Source organism: Micromonospora sp. DT231, assembly GCF_049847025.1.
Classification (GTDB): Bacteria; Actinomycetota; Actinomycetes; order Mycobacteriales; family Micromonosporaceae; genus Micromonospora.
The window spans coordinates 73534-92411 of sequence record NZ_JBNCNO010000004.1; the positions used below are offsets into that span (position 1 = coordinate 73534).

Here is an 18878-nt window from a genome sequence, read left to right on the forward strand (position 1 = left end):
GGAGCAATGACCCGGTACGTCGCCCTGCTGCGCGGGGTAAACGTCGGCACCACCCGGCTGGCGATGGCCGACCTGCGCCGGATCGTCACCGACCTCGGGCACGAGGAGGTCAAGACGTACCTGCAGAGCGGCAACGTGGCCTTCGGCAGCACCGTGCGGGACGCGGGGAAGCTGGCCGCCGGGATCGAGCGGGCGCTCGCCGACGAGCTGGCACTGAAAGTGCCGGTGTTGGTGCGCAGCGGCCGGGAGTTGGCGGCGGTGGCCGGCGGCAACCCGTACGCCGATCGGGAGGACGACCCGACACGGCTGCTGGTGGCGTTCCTCGCCACCGAGCCGAAGAAGTCCACGGTGGACGCTCTCGCCGTGCCCGGTGGGGAGAACGTGTCGTTCACGGTGACCGGCCGGGAGGTCTTCCTGCACTTCGTCGACGGCGGTTACGGGCGGTCGAAGTTCACGAACGCGTACCTGGAGAAGAAGCTCGGCGTGGTGGCCACCACCCGCAACTGGAAGTCGGTGCGCGCCCTGGCGGAGCTGGCCGCCGCCTGACCCGGTGGGGCCGCGGTCTCGCGACCCCACCGGTGCTGCTCAGAAGTGGTACGCGGTCTCGTACTCGGGCACCAGCACCCGGCTGCGCGGCGAGATCCGGCGCACCGCCGCGATCATCTCGGTCAACCGGGTGCGGTCGGTCTCGGCGACCGTCGGCGGGTTCTCCAGCGGCGTCTCGAAGTTGTCGTAGTGCACCGGCACGATGACCTTCGGGTAGTCCAGGCCGGCCAGCAGCCGGGGCAGGTAGTCGCCGGTGGTGGTGGCGCTCTGCATGGCCACCATCGCCACGTCGGGCGCCAGCCCGGTGAGGTTGCGTTCGGCGACGTCGCTGGCCCCGGTGAAGTAGACCGACGGGCCGCCGTCGACCCGCAGCAGATAGCCGAGCGTGTCGCCCTCGGGCAGGTCCGCGATTGTCGCCGGCTGCGGCGGCTGGGTCACCCGCACCCCCGGAAAGGCCACCGAGTACGACGGGTTGCGGCTGTGCAGCGAGCCGACCACCTCGACGCTGTGGTCGCCGAAGTCCAGCACCTCCCCACCCTTGACGGCGCTGAGCTGCGTCGACGGCACCCCGTAGGCCAACCCCAGGTGGTACGCGGTGAGCGTGCCGAACACCCGTGCGCCGGTGCGCTTGGCGATGTGGGGCACGTCCATGAAGTGGTCCCAGTGCGTGTGCGTGACGAGCACCGTCATGGCCTTGTCGACGCGCGGATCGATCACGTCGGCCCGCACGGTCAACGGGGTGGCGGTCTGGAACGCGCCGGTGAACAGCCCGGTGTCGATCCGGCTGAGGAACGGGTCGACGAGAACTGTGCGGTCGGCGATGTCGACGCGCCAGCCGGCCGTACCCCACCAGCGGAAGCTGACCGCGCCCCTGCGGCGGGCGCTCGGCGTGGGCGCGGCGGCCGGGGTCGTGGCCGGGGTGGCGGCCTGGGCCGGGGTGGCGGCGGCGAGGCCCCCGGCGGAGACGAGTGCGGTGGTGGCGGCGGCGTCGCGCAGGAAGCGACGGCGGTCGAGACTGGGCATGCGGTTCTGCTCCCCCATGGTCGGGCGGTTCGTCGAGCACGAGCCAACCAGTGCCGCCCGGCCCCGGTCCAAGATCAGAGGCGGTCGGCTCCGATACGTCGCCGGATATCGGGCCAGCTCAGGCTCGGCGCGCCGAGGCTGCGGCGGGTGTGAAATCAGTCGCCGCGCAGCGCCTCGACCGCCGTCCGAGCGGCCTCCCCCATCGCCAGGTCCACGTCGATGCGGCGCGAGGCCAACCGGTCGGCGCGGGCGAAGACGGCGATCGCGTACCGGCCGCCGTCGGGATATTCCGCGACCCCGGCCTCCAGGTGCAGGCCGGGCAGCGTGCCGGTCTTGCCGGAGACCCGGACGCCGGGCGGGAACCCGGCGGCGAGGCGGGTCCAGAAGATCTGCCGGGCCATCCAGGTGCGGACCATCGCGCACGCCGCCGCCGGCCCGGCCTCGTCCCGCCAGATCAACGTGAGCAACCGGGTGATCTCCCGGGCCGTGCTGGAGGTGGTGCGCGCGGGGTCGAAGACCCGCATCGCCCGGACCCGGTCCGCCGACAACGTGGGGAAGATCCGGGCGAAGTCCGCCTCGGTCCGCGCGCCCACGTCGGTGAGCATCATCTCGACAAGTTCCCGGGGACCGCCGAGGACACGGGTACGGGTCAACCCCAGCTCGGCGGCGAGCATCGGCAGCAGGTCCGGTCCGACCCGGCGCAGCAGCAGGTCGGCGGCCGTGTTGTCGGTGACCGACATGGCGAAGTACGCGAGGTCGCGCAGCGACACCTCGGCGTCGTCGGCGCAGCCGGCCAGGCCCCACCCGCCCAGCCGGTCGTCGGCGGTGACCAGAATCCGTTCGGTGGGGTCCAGTTGGCCGGCCTCGACCTGCCGGGCGAACTCCAGCACCAACAGGATCTTGAAGATCGAGGCGATCACCACCTGCTCGTCGGCCCGCACCCCGACCTCCGGACCGCCGCCGCCGCTGCCGCTGCCGCTGCCGACACCTTCGCCGCCGCCCCCGTCGCCGCTGTCGCCGCTGCCGACGCCGCCTCCGTCGCCGCTGCCGCCGCCGACGGTCAGGTCCGCGGCGTCCAGGTCGACGGCGTGCAGGCTGGCCGTCACCCCCACGGCGGCGAAGATGGCCTCGATGCGCTCGCTGACGTCCACGCCAGCACGGTATCCAGCGGCGCCGGGCCGGCGCTGGCGTAGGGTCCGGCCGTGGATCTGCTCCGGCACCTGCGGCACTTCGTGGTGGTCGCACACGAGTTGCACTTCGGGCGGGCCGCCGAGCTGCTCGGGATGGCCCAGCCGCCCCTGAGCCAGTCGATCCAGCGCCTGGAACGGGAACTGACCGTCGAGCTGTTCGACAGGTCCCGCCGCCAGGTACGCCTCACCACTGCCGGTGAGCTGCTCCTCGGTGAGGCGGAGGAACTGCTCGCCGGCGCGGGCCGGCTGCGGCATCTGATGCGGCAGGTCCGCGCGGGTGAGCTGGGCGTACTCCGGGCCGGGGTGCCGCCGGAGACGCCCGCGGTGACGCTGCGCGCGCTGCTGGACGGGCTCACCACCCGGGCGCCCGGCCTGGACGTGGAGTTGCACGAGCTGACCACCGCCGAGCAGGCCCGGATGCTCGGCGAGCGGACGCTCGACGTGGGGCTCGTACACCACCCGGTGACGGCGGACGGGCTGCGTTTCGGCACTCCGGTGGACGTACCCCTCGGGGTGTTGCTGCCGCGTGCCTCGCCGCTGGCCCGCGGCCGTACGGTGGCGCTGGCGTCGCTTGCCGATCTGGATCTGGTGACCGCGCCCCGGGCGACCGCGCCCGGCTGGCACGACCACCTGCTGACCGTGTGCCGCCAGCAGGGTTGGCGGCCGGCCCGGGTCCGGCCGGCCCGCAACCCGGAGTTCCTCTTCGGGCTGGTGCTCGCCGGAGGCGCGGTGGCCGTGGAACCGGCGACGGTGGCGCGCCGGGAACCCCGGATCGCCTGGCTGCCGGTCGCCGGCGCGTCGCTGGTCAGGCGTACCTCGGCGGCCTGGCCGGTCCGGTCGGCGCACCCGGCGGCGTCGATGTTCGGGCAGCTCGCCGCCGAGGTGCTCGCCGACGCCGAGCCCGTCGCGGCCGCGCCCGCGCCGGTGCCGGCGGCCCGGCCCTGGCCGGTGCTCTTCGACACGACCGGGTGAACGGGTCGGGCGTTGCCCTCGTCACCCCGGGTTGGCCGGTGGATCGGCCCGCGCTCGGGTATGGATGACAGGCAACGAAGACGACGCGAAGGAGCCGCAATGGCCAACACGATTCCCGACATCAGCCTGAACGACGGCACCACGATTCCGCAGCTCGGCTTCGGCGTGTTCCAGATCGAGCCGAAGGACACCGTCGCGGCGGTGACCACGGCCCTGGAGACGGGCTACCGGCACATCGACACCGCCGAGATGTACGGCAACGAGGCCGAGGTCGGCGAGGCGGTCCGCGTGTCCGGCCTCGACCGCGGCTCGGTCTACGTGACGAGCAAGCTGAACAACGCCTTCCACCGCCCCGACGACGCCCGCCGGGCGTTCGACTCGACGCTCGCGGCGCTGAAGATGGACTACATCGACCTGTTCCTGATCCACTGGCCGTTGCCGACCCTGTACGACGGTGACTACGTCTCGACCTGGAAGGTGCTGGAGGAGTTCCAGCGCGACGGCCGCGCCCGCTCGATCGGCGTGTCGAACTTCCAGGTGGCCCACCTGCGGCGGCTGGCCGACGAGGCGAGCGTGGTGCCGGCGGTGAACCAGGTCGAGGCGCACCCCTACTTCGTCAACGAGGAGGTCCGCGCCTACGGTCGCGAGCACAACATCCTCACCGAGGCGTGGTCGCCGATCGCGCAGGGCAAGGTGCTCGACGACCCGACAGTCGTCGACATCGCCGAGCAGATCGGCCGGACGCCGGCGCAGGTGGTGCTCCGCTGGCACGTGCAGCGCGGCGACATCATCTTCCCGAAGTCGACCACCCCGAAGCGGATCGAGGAGAACACCCGGATCTTCGACTTCGAGCTGGACGACACGGCGATGGAGCGGATCACCGCACTGGACAAGGGCGAGGCCGGGCGGACCGGCCCGAACCCGGACACCTTCGCCTACCTGCCCAACTGACCCGAGCCGCCGGCGCCATACCGCAGGGCCATGACGTGGCTCTGCGGTATGGCGCTCACCGGCGAGGTCAGGACCCGACGCGTTCGGCGATCCGGCGGAACACCGCGTGGGTCGACGATCCGGGCTCGGCGACGTAGACGATCATCCGCTGGTCGGTCTCCGGCACCAGCAGGACCCGGCACTCGAACTCCAACGGCCCCAGGTCGCGGTGCGGCACCCGCTTGACGACCGGGCGGCGTTCCTCGACGTCGTGCTCCGCCCAGAGCTGAGCGAACCGGGGCGAGGTGCCGAGCAGCTCGGTGACCAGGTCGCGGATCGCCGGGTCGGCAGGGTAACGCCCGTAGGCGGCCCGCAGGTCCGCGACCGTGCCGCGCACGAATCGGATCACCTCGGCATCGGTCCAGTGGGCGCTGGTCGCCGGTTGCCGGAACGTCCAGCGGATCATGTTGCGGTCCGCGTCCGGCACGGCCGCGAGATCCCCCACGAAGTACGTGGCCAGGCGGTTCCAGGCCAGCACGTGGTACGCGGCGTCGACGAGGTACGCCGGAGTCTCGATCATGGCGTCGAGCAGGTGCTGCAGGCCGGGCGGCACCTGCCGGCTCGGCCCACGCACCGGCGTCGGGTTCTCCCCGGCGATCCGGAACAGGTACTCGCGCTCGTCGCGGCTCAGCAGCAGCGCGCGTGCCATCGAGGCGAGCACCTGCCGGGACGGGTGCGGCCCGCGGCCCTGCTCCAGCCGGATGTAGTAGTCGATCGACATCCCGGCGAGCTGGGCGACCTCCTGCCGGCGCAGGCCGGGAGTGCGTCGGCGTACCCCGTCGGGAAGGCCGACCTCGGCGGGGCTCAGCCGGGCGCGGCGGGCGCGCAGGAACGCCGCCAGTTCGTCGCGCCGCAGGCCGTTGCTCGACATGCCTCCAGCATGCACCGGACCGGGTCCACAAGGGTGGTACCGCTGATACCAGCCTCGGGGAGTCCCTCCCCGGAAGCCGCCGGCGGGGACAGGCTCGACGGCATGACGAACATGATCGCCCTGATCACCGGGGCCAACAAGGGGATCGGCTTCGCCACCGCCCGACAGCTCGGCGCCCTCGGGATGACCGTGCTGGTCGGCGCGCGGGACGCCGAACGCGGCCGGGCGGCGGAACGGGAGCTGCGCGACGGCGGCGCGGACGCGCGGTTCGTGCCGCTGGACGTCACCGACGCCGAGTCGGTGGCCGCCGCCGCGAAACGTGTGGAGACGGACTACGGCCGGCTGGACGTCCTCGTCAACAACGCCGGCATCGTCCTCGCCGACGGCGAGCGAGGGCTGCCCAGCGAGACGACTGTGGCGACGCTGCTGCGGGTGTACGAGACGAACGTGGGCGGGGTGGTGACCGTGACGAACGCGCTGCTGCCGCTGCTGCGCCGGTCCCCCGCGGCCCGGATCGTCAACGTCTCCAGCGATGTCGGCTCGATCGCGGCGATGACCGACCCGGCGAGCGCGCTGTTCGCGTTGACCTCCGTGCCGTACCCGTCGTCGAAGGCGGCGCTGAACATGCTCACCGCCATGTACGCCAAGGAGCTGCGGGATACCCCGATCAAGGTGAACGCGGCGAACCCCGGCTACTGCGCCACCGACTTCAACAGCCACCACGGCTTCCGGACCGCCGAGCAGGGCGCCGAGGTGAGCACGCACCTGGCGACGCTGCCGGCCGACGGCCCGAGCGGGCTGCTCTGGGGTTTCCAGATGGACGCCGGCGGTGGTTACGGGGTGCTGCCCTGGTGACCGAACGCTTGACCTGGAGCGCACTCCAGCCGTCAGGGTGATCCTCGGGCGCCCACCGGCAGGGCGCACGGAAGGAGATCCCCATGCGGTACCGCACGATCGGCACCGACCCGGCGACCCGCCGCGAGGTAAGCGTGCTCAGCCTCGGGGCCATGCTGTTCGGCAGCGCCACCGACGAGGCCACCTCGTACGCGATCCTCGACAGGTACGTCGAGGCCGGCGGCACCTTCGTCGACACCTCGGACAACTACGCGTTCTGGGTGGACGGGTCGCAGGGCGGCCAGAGTGAGGAGCTGCTCGGCCGGTGGCGGCGCAGCCGGGGCGTCGGCACCGAGATCGTCATCGCCACCAAGCTGGGCGCCCGCCCGCTGGGCCCCGGCACCAGCTACCTGGACAACGCCGAGGGCCTGTCGGCGAAGGTGATCCGCGAGTCGGCGGAGCGCAGCCGCGACCGGCTCGGCGTGGACCGGCTGGACCTGCTCTACGCGCACATCGAGGACCGCACGGTGCCGCTCGCGGAGACCGTGGAGGGCTTCGCCGAGCTGGTCGCCGAGGGCACGGTGGGCCTGCTGGGCGCGAGCAACCACCGCGCGTGGCGGGTGGAGCGGGCCCGCGCGCTCGCCGCCGCCGCCGGCCTGCCGGGGTACGAGGTGCTCCAGTACCACCGCAGTTACCTGCCCAACCGCACCGACCTGGCCAGCGAGCTGGATCCGGACGGCGAGCCGGGTGGTGTCGGCGGTGACCTGCTCAGCTATCTGCGCGCCGAGCCCGAGCTGACCCTGGTGGCGTACTCGCCGCTGCTCAAGGGGGCGTTCACCCGGGCGGACAAGCCGCTCACCGCCGCGTACGACCTGCCGAGCGCGCCCCGCCGGCTGGCCGTGTTGCGGGAGGTGGCCGAGCAGACCGGCGCGACCGTCAACCAGGTGGTCCTGGCCTGGTTGTTGGGCGGTGACCTGCCGTCCATCCCGCTTGTGGGCGCCTCCTCGGTGGCCCAGCTCGAGGAGAGCCTGGCAGCTGTCGACCTGGAACTGACCGCCGAACAACGGCACCGCCTCGACACCACCTGGTGACCTGTCACCGGCCGCCCGCCGACCTCAGCTCCCGGTGGGTGGGGCGGTCAGGTCGAGCTGCCAGTCGTTGGCACGCATCATCCGCCCCGGCGGGTACTCGAAACCGGTCTCGCCGAGCAGCGTGAACCCGGCCTTGCGGCAGACCGCGTTGGAGGCGGGGTTGTCGACCGAAGGGTAGGCGTGGGCGTGGCGGTGGGTCCGCCGGGCGCGGGCCACGTCGACCACCGCGCGCACCGCCGCCGTGGCCAGCCCCTGCCCCCGGTACGCGGGCAGCACCGCCCAGCCCATCTCGTAGACCTGCTGCTCCCGCCACTGCCGGGACCAGTAGGCGACGCTGCCCACCCGCGCCCCGTCCGGCAGGACCATGACGAACATGCAACCCTGGCCGCCGTCGGCGAAGTGCACGTAACGCTCGTGCCGGGCGAGCACCTGCTCGTCGGTCTCCGGGCCGCCGGTGTGCCTGCGCGTCTCCGGGGTGTTGAGCCGCCGCAGCAGGTCGAGATCCTCCTCGCGCCACGGGTCGATGCGTACCTGAGCCATCCCACTCCCCTGTTCGTCGACCCCAGTCAAGCCGATCCCCACCGACATTCCACCCCGAAACGCCGCCGCTAGATCGAATCTAGCGGGCGGCTGGCGACTGTCTCGCGCCCTGTGAGTGGGAGGAGGTGGCGATGACGACACCGTTGCGGGTCGCCGTGATCATCGGCAGCACCCGGGAGGGGCGCGCCGGTGACCGGGTCGCCCACTGGTTCGTCGACCAGGCCGTGCGGCACGACGACCTGGCGGTGACCGTCGTTGACCTGTCCGAGTACGACTTCCCGGGCCGACACCCCGCCGAGCCGACCCCGTCCATCCGGGCGTTCGTCCGCGAGGTGGGCCGGGCGGAGGCGTTCGTCGTGGTCACCCCCGAGTACAACCACAGCTTCCCGGCACCCCTGAAACAGGCAATCGACTACGCGTACGACGAGTGGCAGGCCAAACCGGTCGGCTTCGTGGCGTACGGCTGTCGGTCCACCGGCCGCCACGCGGTCGACCAGCTACGCGTGGTCTTCACCGCGCTGCACGCGATGACGGTACGTGACGTCGTCGGGATCGACCTGCTCGCCACCGAGCCGACGCCGCGGTGCACCGACGAGGTGCGCCGCGACGCCGGCGTCCTGCTCGACCAGCTCCGCTGGTGGGGTCTGGCCCTGCGCGACGGCCGGGCCACCCGGCCGTACGTCTCCTGAAGAAGACATCCACACCGAAAGGTACGAATCATGAGTAGACGCACCACCGGCCTGGCCATCGAGGCCGAGGGACTGACCCGTTCGTTCGGGGACACCCGGGCGCTGGCCGGCATCGACCTCCAGGTGCCCGCCGGCACGGTCTACGGCCTGCTCGGCCCGAACGGGGCGGGCAAGACCACAGCGGTCCGGGTGCTCGCGACGTTGCTGCGCCCGGACGGGGGCTCGGCCCGGGTGTTCGGCCACGACGTGGTCACCGATGCCGACAAGGTCCGTTCCCGGGTCAGCCTCACCGGCCAGTACGCCTCCGTCGACGAGGACCTGACCGGTACGGAGAATCTGGTGCTCCTCGGCCGGCTGCTCGGCCTGCGCAAGCCGGCCGCCCGGGAGCGCGCGGCGGCCCTGCTCGCCGCGTTCGGGCTGACCGAGGCGAGTGACCGGCAGGTCAAGAAGTACTCGGGTGGGATGCGGCGGCGCATCGACATCGCCGCCAGCATCCTCAACACCCCCGACCTGCTCTTCCTCGACGAACCGACGACGGGCCTCGACCCGCGCAGCCGCAACCAGGTGTGGGAGATCATCCGGGCGGTGGTGTCGCACGGCACGACTGTGCTGCTGACGACCCAGTACCTCGACGAGGCCGACCAGCTCGCCGGGCGGATCGCGGTCGTCGACCACGGTCGGGTGATCGCCGAGGGCACCCCGGGTGAGCTGAAGTCGTCGATCGGCTCCGGCACCGTCCACCTGCGACTGCGCGATCCCGGCCGGCGGCCCGAGGCGGAGAAGCTGCTGCGGGAGGCACTCGGCGTGCCGGTGCAGCTCGCCGCCGATCCGGTGGCGTTGACCGCCCGGGTCGGCGAGGCCGGCACCGACCTCGATGCCAGCGCCCAGGCCTCCCGCGCGCTCGGCGAGCTGGCCCGCGCCGGCATCGTCGTGGACAACTTCTCCCTCGGCCAGCCGAGTCTCGACGAGGTCTTCCTGGCCCTGACCGACCACCCGGCCGTGCCGGCCGACGAGCGCGACAACGAGCTGGAGGCCGCCCGATGAGCGACACCACGACCACCACCACCGAACGGGCGCCGACTGTCTACGTCCCGTCCGCCGAGGCGCTGGCGACCGTGCTCGCGCCCGGTGCCCGACCAGACCGACCGAGCGCGCTGGGCGCGTCGCTCACCTTCGGCTGGCGGGCCATGCTGAAGATCAAGCACGTCCCGGAGCAGCTCTTCGACGTGACCGCGTTCCCGATCATCATGGTGCTGATGTTCACGTACCTGTTCGGCGGCGCCCTCGCCGGCAGTCCTCGCGAGTACCTGCAGTTCTTCCTGCCCGGCATCATGGTGACAAGCGTCGTGATGATCACCATGTACACGGGTGTCGGCCTCAACACCGACATCGAGAAGGGCATCTTCGACAGGTTCCGGACGCTGCCCGTCTGGCGTCCCGCCGCCCTGGTCGGCATGATCTTCGGCGATGCGCTGCGCTACATCCTCGCCGCCCTGGTGATCCTGGGCCTGGGGCTGGCGCTCGGGTTCCGCCCCGCCGGCGGGGTGGTCGGTGCGGCCGTCGGGATCGGGCTGCTCGTGGTCTTCTCGTTCGCGTTCTCCTGGGTGTGGACGTTCTTCGGGCTGATCCTGCGCAGCGAGAAGTCGGTGATGGGGGTCAGCATGATGGTGCTGTTCCCGTTGACGTTCCTGAGCAACGTCTTCGTCGAGCCGAGCACCATGCCCGGCTGGCTCCAGGCGTTCGTGAAGGTCAACCCGGTGACGCAGCTGGTGGCCTCGATCCGCGGGGCGATGAGCGGCGAGTCGGACCCGACGGCCACGATGTGGCTGCTGCTGTGGAGCGCCGGCTTCGTGCTCGTCTTCGGCACCCTGACCATGTACAAGTACAACCGCCGCTGACCTCACCCCCATCGCCCTTCGCGATCTTGCACTTACTGTCCCGACAAGGGTGACGAATCCACCTGAGTCGACGACAGAAAGTGCAAGATCGCGGCGGGCGAGGCTGGGGTCAGAGCCGCCAGGGCAGGGGCTCGGAGGGCAGGTAGCGGCAGGTGGTGCCGGTGGAGACGGATTCGCGCAGGTGGCTGGCGAGCGCCGGGTGCCGCTCGTCGAGCTTGCGCAGCGTGTCCCGGATCCGCGCGGTCACCGTCTTGCGGGCCCGCTCGGCCTCGTCGCCCAGTCGGCGGGTCCGGCCGGCCAGCCCCGCCGCGGCGCGCAGCTCGTCGAGCAACGCACCCCGTTCACCGTCCAGCGCGGCCACCTTCCGGTCGTCGTCGCGTGCGGCGGCCCGGTCGATCTCCTCGTCGAGACGTGCCAGGTGTTGCCGGTAACGGGCCTTCGCCTCGTCGTCGAGGACCGGATCGGCGCCCAGCCGGCGGGCGGCGACCAACTCCGGGCCGGCGGCCGGGTCGAGCAACTCCACCGCCGGCACGTCGCTGCCCGGCCGACCCAGCAACAGGTGTAGATCACGCAGGCCCTTGGCGTCGGGCAGGTGCACCACCGACCCGGCGTACCCGAGTTGCCAGACCGGCCCGTCGCGCCGAAACTCGTACCCCTCGTCGGCCGGCCCGTCTACTGCGGCCCGGCCCGCACCGACCGGCCCGACACCCGGGTCCGACGCGACACCCTGGCCTGGCCCGGCGGCCGCGGTCGGGGCGATGGCCTGGCCCGGGGCGACGACCTGGTGTGCGGTGGGCCTCCCGGCCGCGTCGGTGGAGGTCGCGCCGAGCCGGTGGAGCACCTGCGTCATGCCGAGTGCCGTTGCTTCCCGGGCGGTGGTGGCGCGTAGCGCGGCAAGCGTCGGGGCGTCGGCCGGGTCACCCCGCCCGGCGAGGGCGTTCGCCAGGCCGGCGCGGGCGATGAGCGACCAGGGGCGGGAGCCCAGTCGGTTGGCGGAGTCGCGCGCGGCGGTGAAGCCCTCGATGGCGTCGTCCCAGCGCTGTTCGGCGGCGTGAACGAGCGCCAGCCAGTGGTCGACGGGTCCGCTGATGTCGCAGCCGAACAACCCCACCGTCCACTCTCCACGGTGCGGGGCGAGCGCGGCCCGCGCGGCGTCGCAGCGGTGCGGGTCGGCGGACGCGGCGGCCGCCTGCGCGCGCAGCCGTAGCCAGAGCGGCGACACGGGGCGCGGGTATCTGATGGAGGCGGCCTCGATGCCGGCGGTCAGCCGGACCGTCGTCTCGTCGTCGCCACGCTCCGCCGCGGTGATCGCCCGCAGCAACTCCCGGTAGGGGTAGTCGAGCGGGGCCAGGCCGTCCAGCAGGGTGTCCGCCTCGTCGTGCCGGCCCTGCAGCAGCAGCCGGGACCACCGCAGGTGATGGCCCATGAAGCCGAACTCGGCATCGCCCACGCCTGTGAGGTCGGCGAACCTCTCGTCGGCCTCGACGAAGTCCCCGCGGAAGGCCGCGATGATCCCGCTGTCGACGGTCGCCGCCATCCGGTGCCGGGCAAGGTCGCCCCGCCGGTCGACGCTGACGAAGGTGGTGAACTCCTCGTTGAAGCGGGGATCGCCCAACTCCAGCAACGCCACCCAGCGCAGCGAGGTGGCCCACAACTCCGTCTCGCGGTCTCCCGTCCGGCGCGCCACGTCGCGGATCTCGGCGGTCAGCGCGGAACGGGTCGCCGCGGTGCCCAGACCCCAGGTGGTGTCGTGGCGGGCCCAGAGGCTGAAGGTGAGCGCCTCGTCGTCGCGTCCCCGACGGGCGATCGACTCGGTGGCGGTGATCAGGTCGGCGATCAGCGCGCCGACCGACGCGTCGGGGCCCGGTTCGCCGATCAGCCGCCGGTACGCCTCGCGGACCAACTCGGCCGCCTCGATCGAGTCGGCGGTCTCCACCTGACGGGCGCGGTTGACGATGAGCGCGACCCGGGCCAGCAGGGCCGGGTCGTCGAGGGTGCGGGCCAGCGTCCCGGCCTCGGTGAGCAGGCGCCCGGCCTCCTCCCGGCCGGCGTGGTGGTATTGCGCCTCACCGAACTCGACGAGGATCCGTACCCGTTGCGGCGGGTCCTCGACGACCTCGAGCGCCCGGCGGTAGTGCACCGCGGCCTCGTCGGTGGCGAGCCGGGCGAACGCCTCGCGGCCGGCGGCGACCAGCAGCGTGGCCACCCGGGCCCGGTCGAGCGCCGGGCCGGCGAGGTAGGCGTGCCGGGCGAGGTCGGCCGGGATCAGCAGGTCGGTGAGCTCCCGCAGGTCGTCGACCGCCCGGACCACGGTGCCGTGCCGGGCCTGCCGGTCGTCGTCGGCCAGACCGTCGTAGAGCGTCTCGCGGACCAGGTCGTGGGCGAACGCGAACCGGCCGCCGCCCCGGGCGACCACCAACCGGGCGGTCACCGCACGGTCGAGCAGCCTGTCGACCTGCGCCGCGGGGGCGCTCACGCAGGCCGCGAGGACCTGGCGGTGGAACTCGCGACCCAGCACGGCGGCGACGGTGAGCGCCTCGACCACGGGCGACGGCAGTTGGGCCAGGCGACGCCGCACCGCCTCCCGTACGCCGGGCGCGATCGTGTCCGCGGCCTCGTCGGCGTGCCACAGCCGGGCGGTCTGCTCGATGAAGAACGGGTTGCCGCCGGTGCGCCGGTGCACCTCGTCGACGAGGCCGGCGTCCGGCTCCCGCCCGGCGGTCCGTGTCATGAGCGCGGCCACCTCGTCCCGGGAGAGCCCGGTGAGGGTGATGGTGGTGGCCTTCGCGACAAGCGGCATCAGCAGCGGACGGAGCGGGTGCTCCTCCGACTCGACCTCGGCGTCGCGGTAGGTGCCGATCAGCAGGAGTCGCTCGAACCAGGTGTGCTGGGCGGCGAAGCTCAGCAGCCGCAGGGAGGCCGGATCGGCCCAGTGCAGGTCGTCGAGGATGACCACGACCGGCCGGTGCTGGGAGACCGCGACCAGTGCGGCGGTCACCCCGTCGTACAGCGCGAACGCCTCCTGGTCGGCGACGTCCGGGCCGGCGTCGACGCCGACCCACCCGGTCAGGCGCTCGGCCTGCTCCTTGCTGGCGTCGGACTCGCCGAGCAGTGCCGTGAGGGCCGGCTCGGCGGCCTGCCGCGCCACCGCCCAGTCGTCGGCGGAGCGCCGTAGGCCGCGCAGCACCTGCACCCACGGCCAGTAGCCGGGGGCGCTGTCGGAATCCCAGCAGGCGGCCCCGAGCACCAGCGCGCCACGCTGCCGGGCCTCCCGCGCCGCCGACGTGACGAGTGTCGTCTTGCCGATGCCCGGCTCGCCGGTGACCAGGGCGAGGCCGCCGTGGCTGGTGGCGGCCCGGTCCAGCTCGGCGCGCAGCAGACCCGCGGGGTGATCCCGCCCGATGATGGCGTCGCCGCGCCGCGCGTCCATGGTTCCCAGACGGTACTGGAACCCTCCGACACCGGGCGTCGAGATTTGACAGTGCCATAGCTAGCGGTTATCTATTAGCGGTCTATTCGAGGGGTGTGCCGGGGTGCAGGACGTGGTGCTGGCCATGCTGGCCAAGGAGCCGGCGCACGGGTACGAGCTGCGCAGCCGGATGCGGAACGCGCTCGGCCCGCTCGGGGAGTCGATGAACGCGGGGCAGGTCTACGTGACGCTGGCCCGGTTGGCGAAGGCCGGCCTGGTGACCTCCGAGCAGGCCGAGGGCCTGCCGGACCGGCCCGACCGGCGGGTCTACGCGTTGACCCCGGCCGGACAGCAGCGTGTGGCCGGCTGGCTGACCGAGGTGAGCTGGCCCAAGCCGGACCTCACCGAGTTCCACCTGAAGCTGGTCGCCGCCGCGGCTGCCCGGTTGGCCGATCCGGTGGCGTTGGTGGACGCGCAACGGCGTGAGGTGCTGCGCCGGCTGCGTGACGCGCAACGGGCGGCGTTGGAGCGGTCGGTCGATCCGATTGCCGGGTTGCTGCTGGAGGGCGTCGTGTTGCGGCTGCGAGCTGATCTGGAGTGGCTGGAGGCGTGTGAGCGCATGTGGTCCGAACGTGATCGAACTGGACGGAAGGCGGGGGCATGAGCGGGTCGATGGCCGTGCGGACGCGTGGGCTGAGCAGGTGGTACGGCTGGGACAACGCGTTGGTACGCGCGGTCGACGAGGTCGACCTGGACGTGCCCGCCGGCCAGACGTTGGCGATCATGGGTCCGAGTGGGTGCGGTAAGTCGACCCTGCTGCACCTGCTGGGCGGGCTACAGCGCCCCACCGACGGCGAGGTGTGGCTGGCCGACCGCCGGATCGACACGATGAGCGAGCGCGCCCTCGCCCGACTGCGGCGCGACACCATCGGTCTCGTCTTCCAGTCCTTCCACCTCATGGACGAACTCACCGCGGTGGAGAACGTCGAGATGGCCGCCCTGCTGGCCGGGTGGTCGCCGGGTCGCGCTCGGCGGCGCGCCCTGCACCTGCTCGACCAGGTCGGGCTGGCCGACCGCGCCACGCACCTTCCCTCGGCACTCTCCGGCGGCCAGCGCCAACGCGTCGCCATCGCCCGCGCTCTGAGCAACGAGCCGCAGGTCGTGTTGGCCGACGAGCCGACCGGCAATCTGGACACCGCCGCCACCCTGGAGGTGCTGCGACTGTTCGAGGAGTTGCGCACCACCGGGCAGACCCTCGTGGTGGTCACGCACGACGCCCGCATCGCCGCGGTCGCCGACCGGGTGATCTCGATGCGGGACGGAGCCTTCGCCGACGACAGCCTCCTCACCGGCACCGTCTACGGCGGGGTGCGCTGACGTGGCTGGCCGTCTGCTGCTCATCTGGCGGCTGCTGATCCGGGGCCTGCGTCAGCACCGGACCGAGAACGTGCTGCTGCTGGTCGCCATCACCGCCGCGACCGCGACGTTGACTCTCGGCCTCGCCCTCAACGAGCTCGTCACCCGCCCGTACGAGCGCACCCAGGCCGCCACCGCCGGGCCCGACCTGGTGGTGGAGCCGGGCTTCACCGGTCCGCAGGCCCTCGACGCGCTCGCCCCGCTGGCGACCCTGCCCGGCGTCACCGAGCACAGCGGACCCTTCCCGCTGGCCTTCCTGGCACTGACCGCCCGCGACACCACCGTCCGGGTCATCGTCGAGGGCCGCGATCAGGCACCCGCCGCCGTCGACAGGCCCGCGGTGACCGACGGCACCTGGGTACGCCCCGGCGGCGTCGTCATCGAACGCACCTTCGCCGAGGCTCTCGACGTGCACACCGGCGACACGGTCACCGTCGACGGCCACCCGTTGCAGGTGGCCGGGATCGCGATCACCGCCGCCAGACCGGCGTACCCGCGCCCCGGGTGGCACCTCCCGGGCAGCGTGCTGACCGAGGGTGGCGGCCTGGTCTGGGTCGACCGTGGCGACATCGCTTCGCTCGCCGGCGAGCAGCCACTGTCGTACACCCTGAACCTCACACTGACCCACCCGGGACGCGGCGTCGCCGCGATCGAACCGTCGCTCGGCGACACCGAGCACGATCCGAGGTTCCACGGTTGGCGCTTCAGCACCGAGCGGCAGATCGCCGAGGCCAGCAGCAGGTTGAACGGCCCGGCGCGGCAGGCCCTGCTGATCGGCAGTTGGCTGCTGACCGCCCTCGCGGTGACCGGCGTGGCTGGCATCGTCGCGGGCCGGGCCATCGGCCAGCGCCGTCGGGTGGGGCTGCTCAAGGCAGTCGGGGCTGGGCCGGCCATGATCGCCATCAGTCACCTCGTCGAGTACCTCGTGATCGGGCTCGCCGCCGCCGGGACGGGTCTCGCCGCCGGTTGGGTCGCCGCGCCCGCGTTGTTCCGCCCGGCCGTCGGGCTCATCGGCTCGGTCGGCGTCCACCCGCCACCACTGCGCACAGTCCTCGCGGCGACCGCGCTCGCCCTCGGAATCTCGGTCGCGGCGACCCTGGGGTCGGTGGTCCGTGCCGCCACCACCAGCACCATCCACGCGCTGGCCGACGCCGCGACGCCACCGCGACGCCGTGGGTGGGCCATCTGGCTGTCGCGCCGGCTGCCCACGGCCCTCCTGATCGGGGTACGCATCAACGCGCGCCGACCGCGCCGCGCCCGGCTCGTCACGGTGAACACCCTGATCGCCACGACCGCGATCGCCGTTGTGCTGATGGCCCTGGCCCAGCGTCGCGACCCGTTGAATCTCGGCTACTCGGCGCTTCCCGACACCCGCGACGAGCGCACCACCCAGGCCATGCTCCTCGTGGTCGGCGTGGTGTGCGTCCTGGCACTGCTCAACACGGTCGTGAGCACCTGGACCGCGGTCCTCGACTCGCGGCATCCGCTGGCGATCGCCCGCGCGCTCGGCGCGACACCGGGGCAGGCCGGGATGGGTCTGGCGATGGCACAGCTACTTCCCGCGATACCGGGCGTCGCCGGTGGAATCCTCGTGGGACTGGTCAGCTACTTCGCCGGGGACGACAACCGGTACGCACCCGCCTCCTGGATGCTCGGTGCGGCGTGCGGAGTGCTGCTCGCCGTCGTCGCGCTCACCGCCATCCCCGCGCTGGCCGCCGCGCGCCGTCCGGTCGCGGACACCCTGCGGTCCGCAGCGACCTGACAACGGCCGACGACCGCTCCCCGGCAGCGTAGAGCCCCGGTGTGCCTGGCGTCGTCCGCCGAGCGGCCCCATCACACCCTAAGCTTCCCCATATCGCTATCATGGGGAACGATGACGGAAGAAATGTACTCGGTTGAGCAGGTGGCCGACCGACTCGGGTTGCACGTGCGGACGGTGCGCGGCTACATCCGCTCCGGGCGTCTGCGCGCCGTCCGCATTGGCAAGCAGTACCGGATCGCCGCCCCGGACCTCGACGCGCTCACCGGGCAGACCCGCGGCCCCACGGCCACCGGGCTGGCGGAGGTGTCGAGCATCGTGCAGATCGACGGTGTCGACCGGGCCGCCGCCGATCGGCTCGGCACGCTCGTGCTCACCAGCGCCAACGCCGCCCACGACCAGGCCAACCCGCTGCGGGTGCAGACGGTGTACGACGAGCAACGCCACCGCATGAAGATCATCATCTTGGGCGCCCCGGCCGACACCGCCGAACTGCTGCACCTGCTCGACGCCGTGCTCAACGCCGACAACGGCCTGCTCGACCGGGAGGTCCACGATGCCTGACGAGATCCAGGAACGCGCCGGGGTGCAGGTGTTGGTCTGCGACCCGACCGGCCCGCCCCTGGCCACCGAGCAGGACGCGCTGGACCTGATCGGTGCGGCGTTCCTCGGCGCCCAGGTGGTCGCCGTGCCGGCCAACCGACTCGACGAACGCTTCTTCGCGCTGGGCACCCGCTTCGCCGGCGACGTGATGCAGAAGTTCGTCAACTACCGGCTGCGGTTGGCCGTCGTCGGCGACATCTCGGCACAGCTCGCGGAGAGTGCCGCGTTGCGGGCCCTGGTGCACGAGTCGAACCAGGGTGGGCACATCTGGTTCCTCCCCGACCTCGACGCGCTCGACGCCCGTCTCCGCGCCGCGCGATAGCCACCACCACGCGGCGCGATCCACCTCAACCGCCGCCGACAACCGTCATCTCCACCTCGTCCGCCTCGACTGCCCGCGCCTGGGCCTGCTCGGCAGCCCACCGCAGATAGGCCAGCCACTCCTCGCAAGACCAGCCGTTGCGCCGGCCGACACCCGCCTCGGCGGGGAGCGAACCGGCCACGACACGGTCGAGGATCAAGGGCTGCACGCCGCCCACCCCGCGCCGGTAGCCGACGAAGTAGAGGACCTTCGTGAACAGGCCCGGCCCCAACCAGGGCAGGCGAGCGTGGTCGGGGTCGCCGAAGCGGCGGTACGCCGTGCGCAGCGCGTCCTCGTCGGGCGCTGGCGTGGACACCTCTTCCAGCGCGTACGCCAGGCGTTTGCCGTTGGGGTCGGCGTCGAGTGACCTGGTGGCGCGCCACGGGCCGTACCCGATGGGTCCGTAAGCCCAGACCAGCACGGCGGTCAGCAGGTGGCGTGCGCTCGCGGAACCGGCCCGGTAGGCGTCGGCCACCGCGAAGACGTCGCGTCGCCAGACCTCGCCGCTCGCCGGCAGCGCGTCGGGCCACGCGTCCGGCGGCAGCCCGGCCCGCCAGCGGCTGATGTCCACGGTGACCGGTGCCCGCTCACCCGGTAACACCAGAACGTCGGTCATGGCGGCCTCCCTCAGATCGCGCGCTCGCGGAACTCCGTGGTTCGGACGCTATGGACCGGCGCTCCCACCT

At 72.6% G+C, this 18878-nt stretch carries 19 protein-coding genes; 13 read left to right on the forward strand and 6 right to left on the reverse strand.

Features of this window, described 5'->3' with window-relative positions; translation table 11 throughout:
- Positions 1–6 precede the first annotated feature (6 nt).
- Complete coding sequence (locus ACPXBU_RS11785; protein ID WP_425758056.1) at positions 7–546, forward strand: DUF1697 domain-containing protein; 540 nt, start codon at positions 7–9, stop codon at positions 544–546.
- Between the two features lie 39 nt (positions 547–585).
- Here ACPXBU_RS11785 and ACPXBU_RS11790 read toward each other — a convergent pair whose 3' ends face one another.
- Positions 586–1569: an MBL fold metallo-hydrolase gene (locus ACPXBU_RS11790; protein ID WP_425758057.1), complete on the reverse strand. Its 984-nt coding sequence runs from the start codon at positions 1567–1569 to the stop codon at positions 586–588.
- A 155-nt stretch (positions 1570–1724) separates the two neighbouring features.
- The gene (locus ACPXBU_RS11795) at positions 1725–2720 is read right to left on the reverse strand and encodes a serine hydrolase (RefSeq protein WP_425758058.1); all 996 of its coding nucleotides are present in this window, start codon (positions 2718–2720) and stop codon (positions 1725–1727) included.
- Between the two features lie 51 nt (positions 2721–2771).
- On the opposite strand from ACPXBU_RS11795, the gene ACPXBU_RS11800 reads away from it, so the two are divergent.
- A complete protein-coding gene (locus tag ACPXBU_RS11800; RefSeq protein ID WP_425758059.1) occupies positions 2772–3731 on the forward strand; it encodes a LysR family transcriptional regulator in 960 nt (319 codons plus the stop codon).
- 99 nt (positions 3732–3830) lie between these two features.
- Positions 3831–4682 (forward strand): aldo/keto reductase, encoded by an 852-nt coding sequence (locus ACPXBU_RS11805; RefSeq protein ID WP_393366863.1) that lies wholly within the window; start codon positions 3831–3833, stop codon positions 4680–4682.
- Between the two features lie 67 nt (positions 4683–4749).
- Here the strand turns inward: ACPXBU_RS11805 and ACPXBU_RS11810 are convergent, their stop codons facing one another.
- A complete protein-coding gene (locus tag ACPXBU_RS11810) occupies positions 4750–5592 on the reverse strand; it encodes a helix-turn-helix transcriptional regulator (protein ID WP_425758060.1) in 843 nt (280 codons plus the stop codon).
- A 102-nt stretch (positions 5593–5694) separates the two neighbouring features.
- Between ACPXBU_RS11810 and ACPXBU_RS11815 the strand changes: the two genes are divergently transcribed.
- Both ACPXBU_RS11815 and ACPXBU_RS11820 read left to right on the forward strand, forming a co-directional pair.
- On the forward strand, positions 5695–6447 hold the full coding sequence (locus ACPXBU_RS11815; RefSeq protein WP_425758061.1) for an SDR family oxidoreductase: 753 nt from the start codon (positions 5695–5697) through the stop codon (positions 6445–6447).
- An 83-nt stretch (positions 6448–6530) separates the two neighbouring features.
- Positions 6531–7517 (forward strand): aldo/keto reductase, encoded by a 987-nt coding sequence (locus tag ACPXBU_RS11820; protein ID WP_425758062.1) that lies wholly within the window; start codon positions 6531–6533, stop codon positions 7515–7517.
- 24 nt (positions 7518–7541) lie between these two features.
- Here ACPXBU_RS11820 and ACPXBU_RS11825 read toward each other — a convergent pair whose 3' ends face one another.
- Entirely contained in the window at positions 7542–8057 is a 516-nt protein-coding gene (locus tag ACPXBU_RS11825) for a GNAT family N-acetyltransferase (RefSeq protein ID WP_425758063.1), read from the reverse strand.
- Between the two features lie 131 nt (positions 8058–8188).
- Between ACPXBU_RS11825 and ACPXBU_RS11830 the strand changes: the two genes are divergently transcribed.
- Genes ACPXBU_RS11830 through ACPXBU_RS11840 form a run of 3 tightly spaced genes read left to right on the forward strand, consistent with a single transcriptional unit; the run spans position 8189 to position 10644 of the window.
- Positions 8189–8746, forward strand: coding sequence for an NADPH-dependent FMN reductase (locus ACPXBU_RS11830; RefSeq protein ID WP_425758064.1), 558 nt, complete (start codon positions 8189–8191; stop codon positions 8744–8746).
- A gap of 30 nt (positions 8747–8776) precedes the next feature.
- Positions 8777–9790: an ATP-binding cassette domain-containing protein gene (locus ACPXBU_RS11835; protein WP_425758065.1), complete on the forward strand. Its 1014-nt coding sequence runs from the start codon at positions 8777–8779 to the stop codon at positions 9788–9790.
- Positions 9787–10644, forward strand: coding sequence for an ABC transporter permease (locus ACPXBU_RS11840; protein ID WP_425758066.1), 858 nt, complete (start codon positions 9787–9789; stop codon positions 10642–10644). The genes ACPXBU_RS11835 and ACPXBU_RS11840 overlap by 4 nt, the downstream gene beginning before the upstream one ends.
- 109 nt (positions 10645–10753) lie before the next feature.
- Here the strand turns inward: ACPXBU_RS11840 and ACPXBU_RS11845 are convergent, their stop codons facing one another.
- A complete protein-coding gene (locus ACPXBU_RS11845) occupies positions 10754–14074 on the reverse strand; it encodes an ATP-binding protein (protein WP_425758067.1) in 3321 nt (1106 codons plus the stop codon).
- A gap of 103 nt (positions 14075–14177) precedes the next feature.
- Between ACPXBU_RS11845 and ACPXBU_RS11850 the strand changes: the two genes are divergently transcribed.
- The 5 genes from ACPXBU_RS11850 (at position 14178) to ACPXBU_RS11870 (ending at position 18153) form a co-directional block, all read left to right on the forward strand.
- On the forward strand, positions 14178–14717 hold the full coding sequence (locus ACPXBU_RS11850; protein ID WP_425758068.1) for a PadR family transcriptional regulator: 540 nt from the start codon (positions 14178–14180) through the stop codon (positions 14715–14717).
- A complete protein-coding gene (locus ACPXBU_RS11855; RefSeq protein ID WP_393366844.1) occupies positions 14714–15430 on the forward strand; it encodes an ABC transporter ATP-binding protein in 717 nt (238 codons plus the stop codon). Before ACPXBU_RS11850 ends, ACPXBU_RS11855 begins: the two co-directional genes overlap by 4 nt.
- Position 15431: 1 nt before the next feature.
- Positions 15432–17231 carry an FtsX-like permease family protein gene (locus ACPXBU_RS11860; RefSeq protein WP_425758069.1) on the forward strand — a complete coding sequence of 600 codons (1800 nt, stop codon included), beginning with the start codon at positions 15432–15434 and terminating at the stop codon, positions 17229–17231.
- Positions 17232–17342: 111 nt separating this feature from the next.
- On the forward strand, positions 17343–17792 hold the full coding sequence (locus ACPXBU_RS11865) for a helix-turn-helix domain-containing protein (protein ID WP_425758070.1): 450 nt from the start codon (positions 17343–17345) through the stop codon (positions 17790–17792).
- A complete protein-coding gene (locus tag ACPXBU_RS11870) occupies positions 17785–18153 on the forward strand; it encodes a DUF4180 domain-containing protein (protein ID WP_393366839.1) in 369 nt (122 codons plus the stop codon). The genes ACPXBU_RS11865 and ACPXBU_RS11870 overlap by 8 nt, the downstream gene beginning before the upstream one ends.
- 25 nt (positions 18154–18178) lie before the next feature.
- Here ACPXBU_RS11870 and ACPXBU_RS11875 read toward each other — a convergent pair whose 3' ends face one another.
- Positions 18179–18808 (reverse strand): hypothetical protein, encoded by a 630-nt coding sequence (locus ACPXBU_RS11875; RefSeq protein WP_425758071.1) that lies wholly within the window; start codon positions 18806–18808, stop codon positions 18179–18181.
- Positions 18809–18878 lie beyond the last annotated feature (70 nt).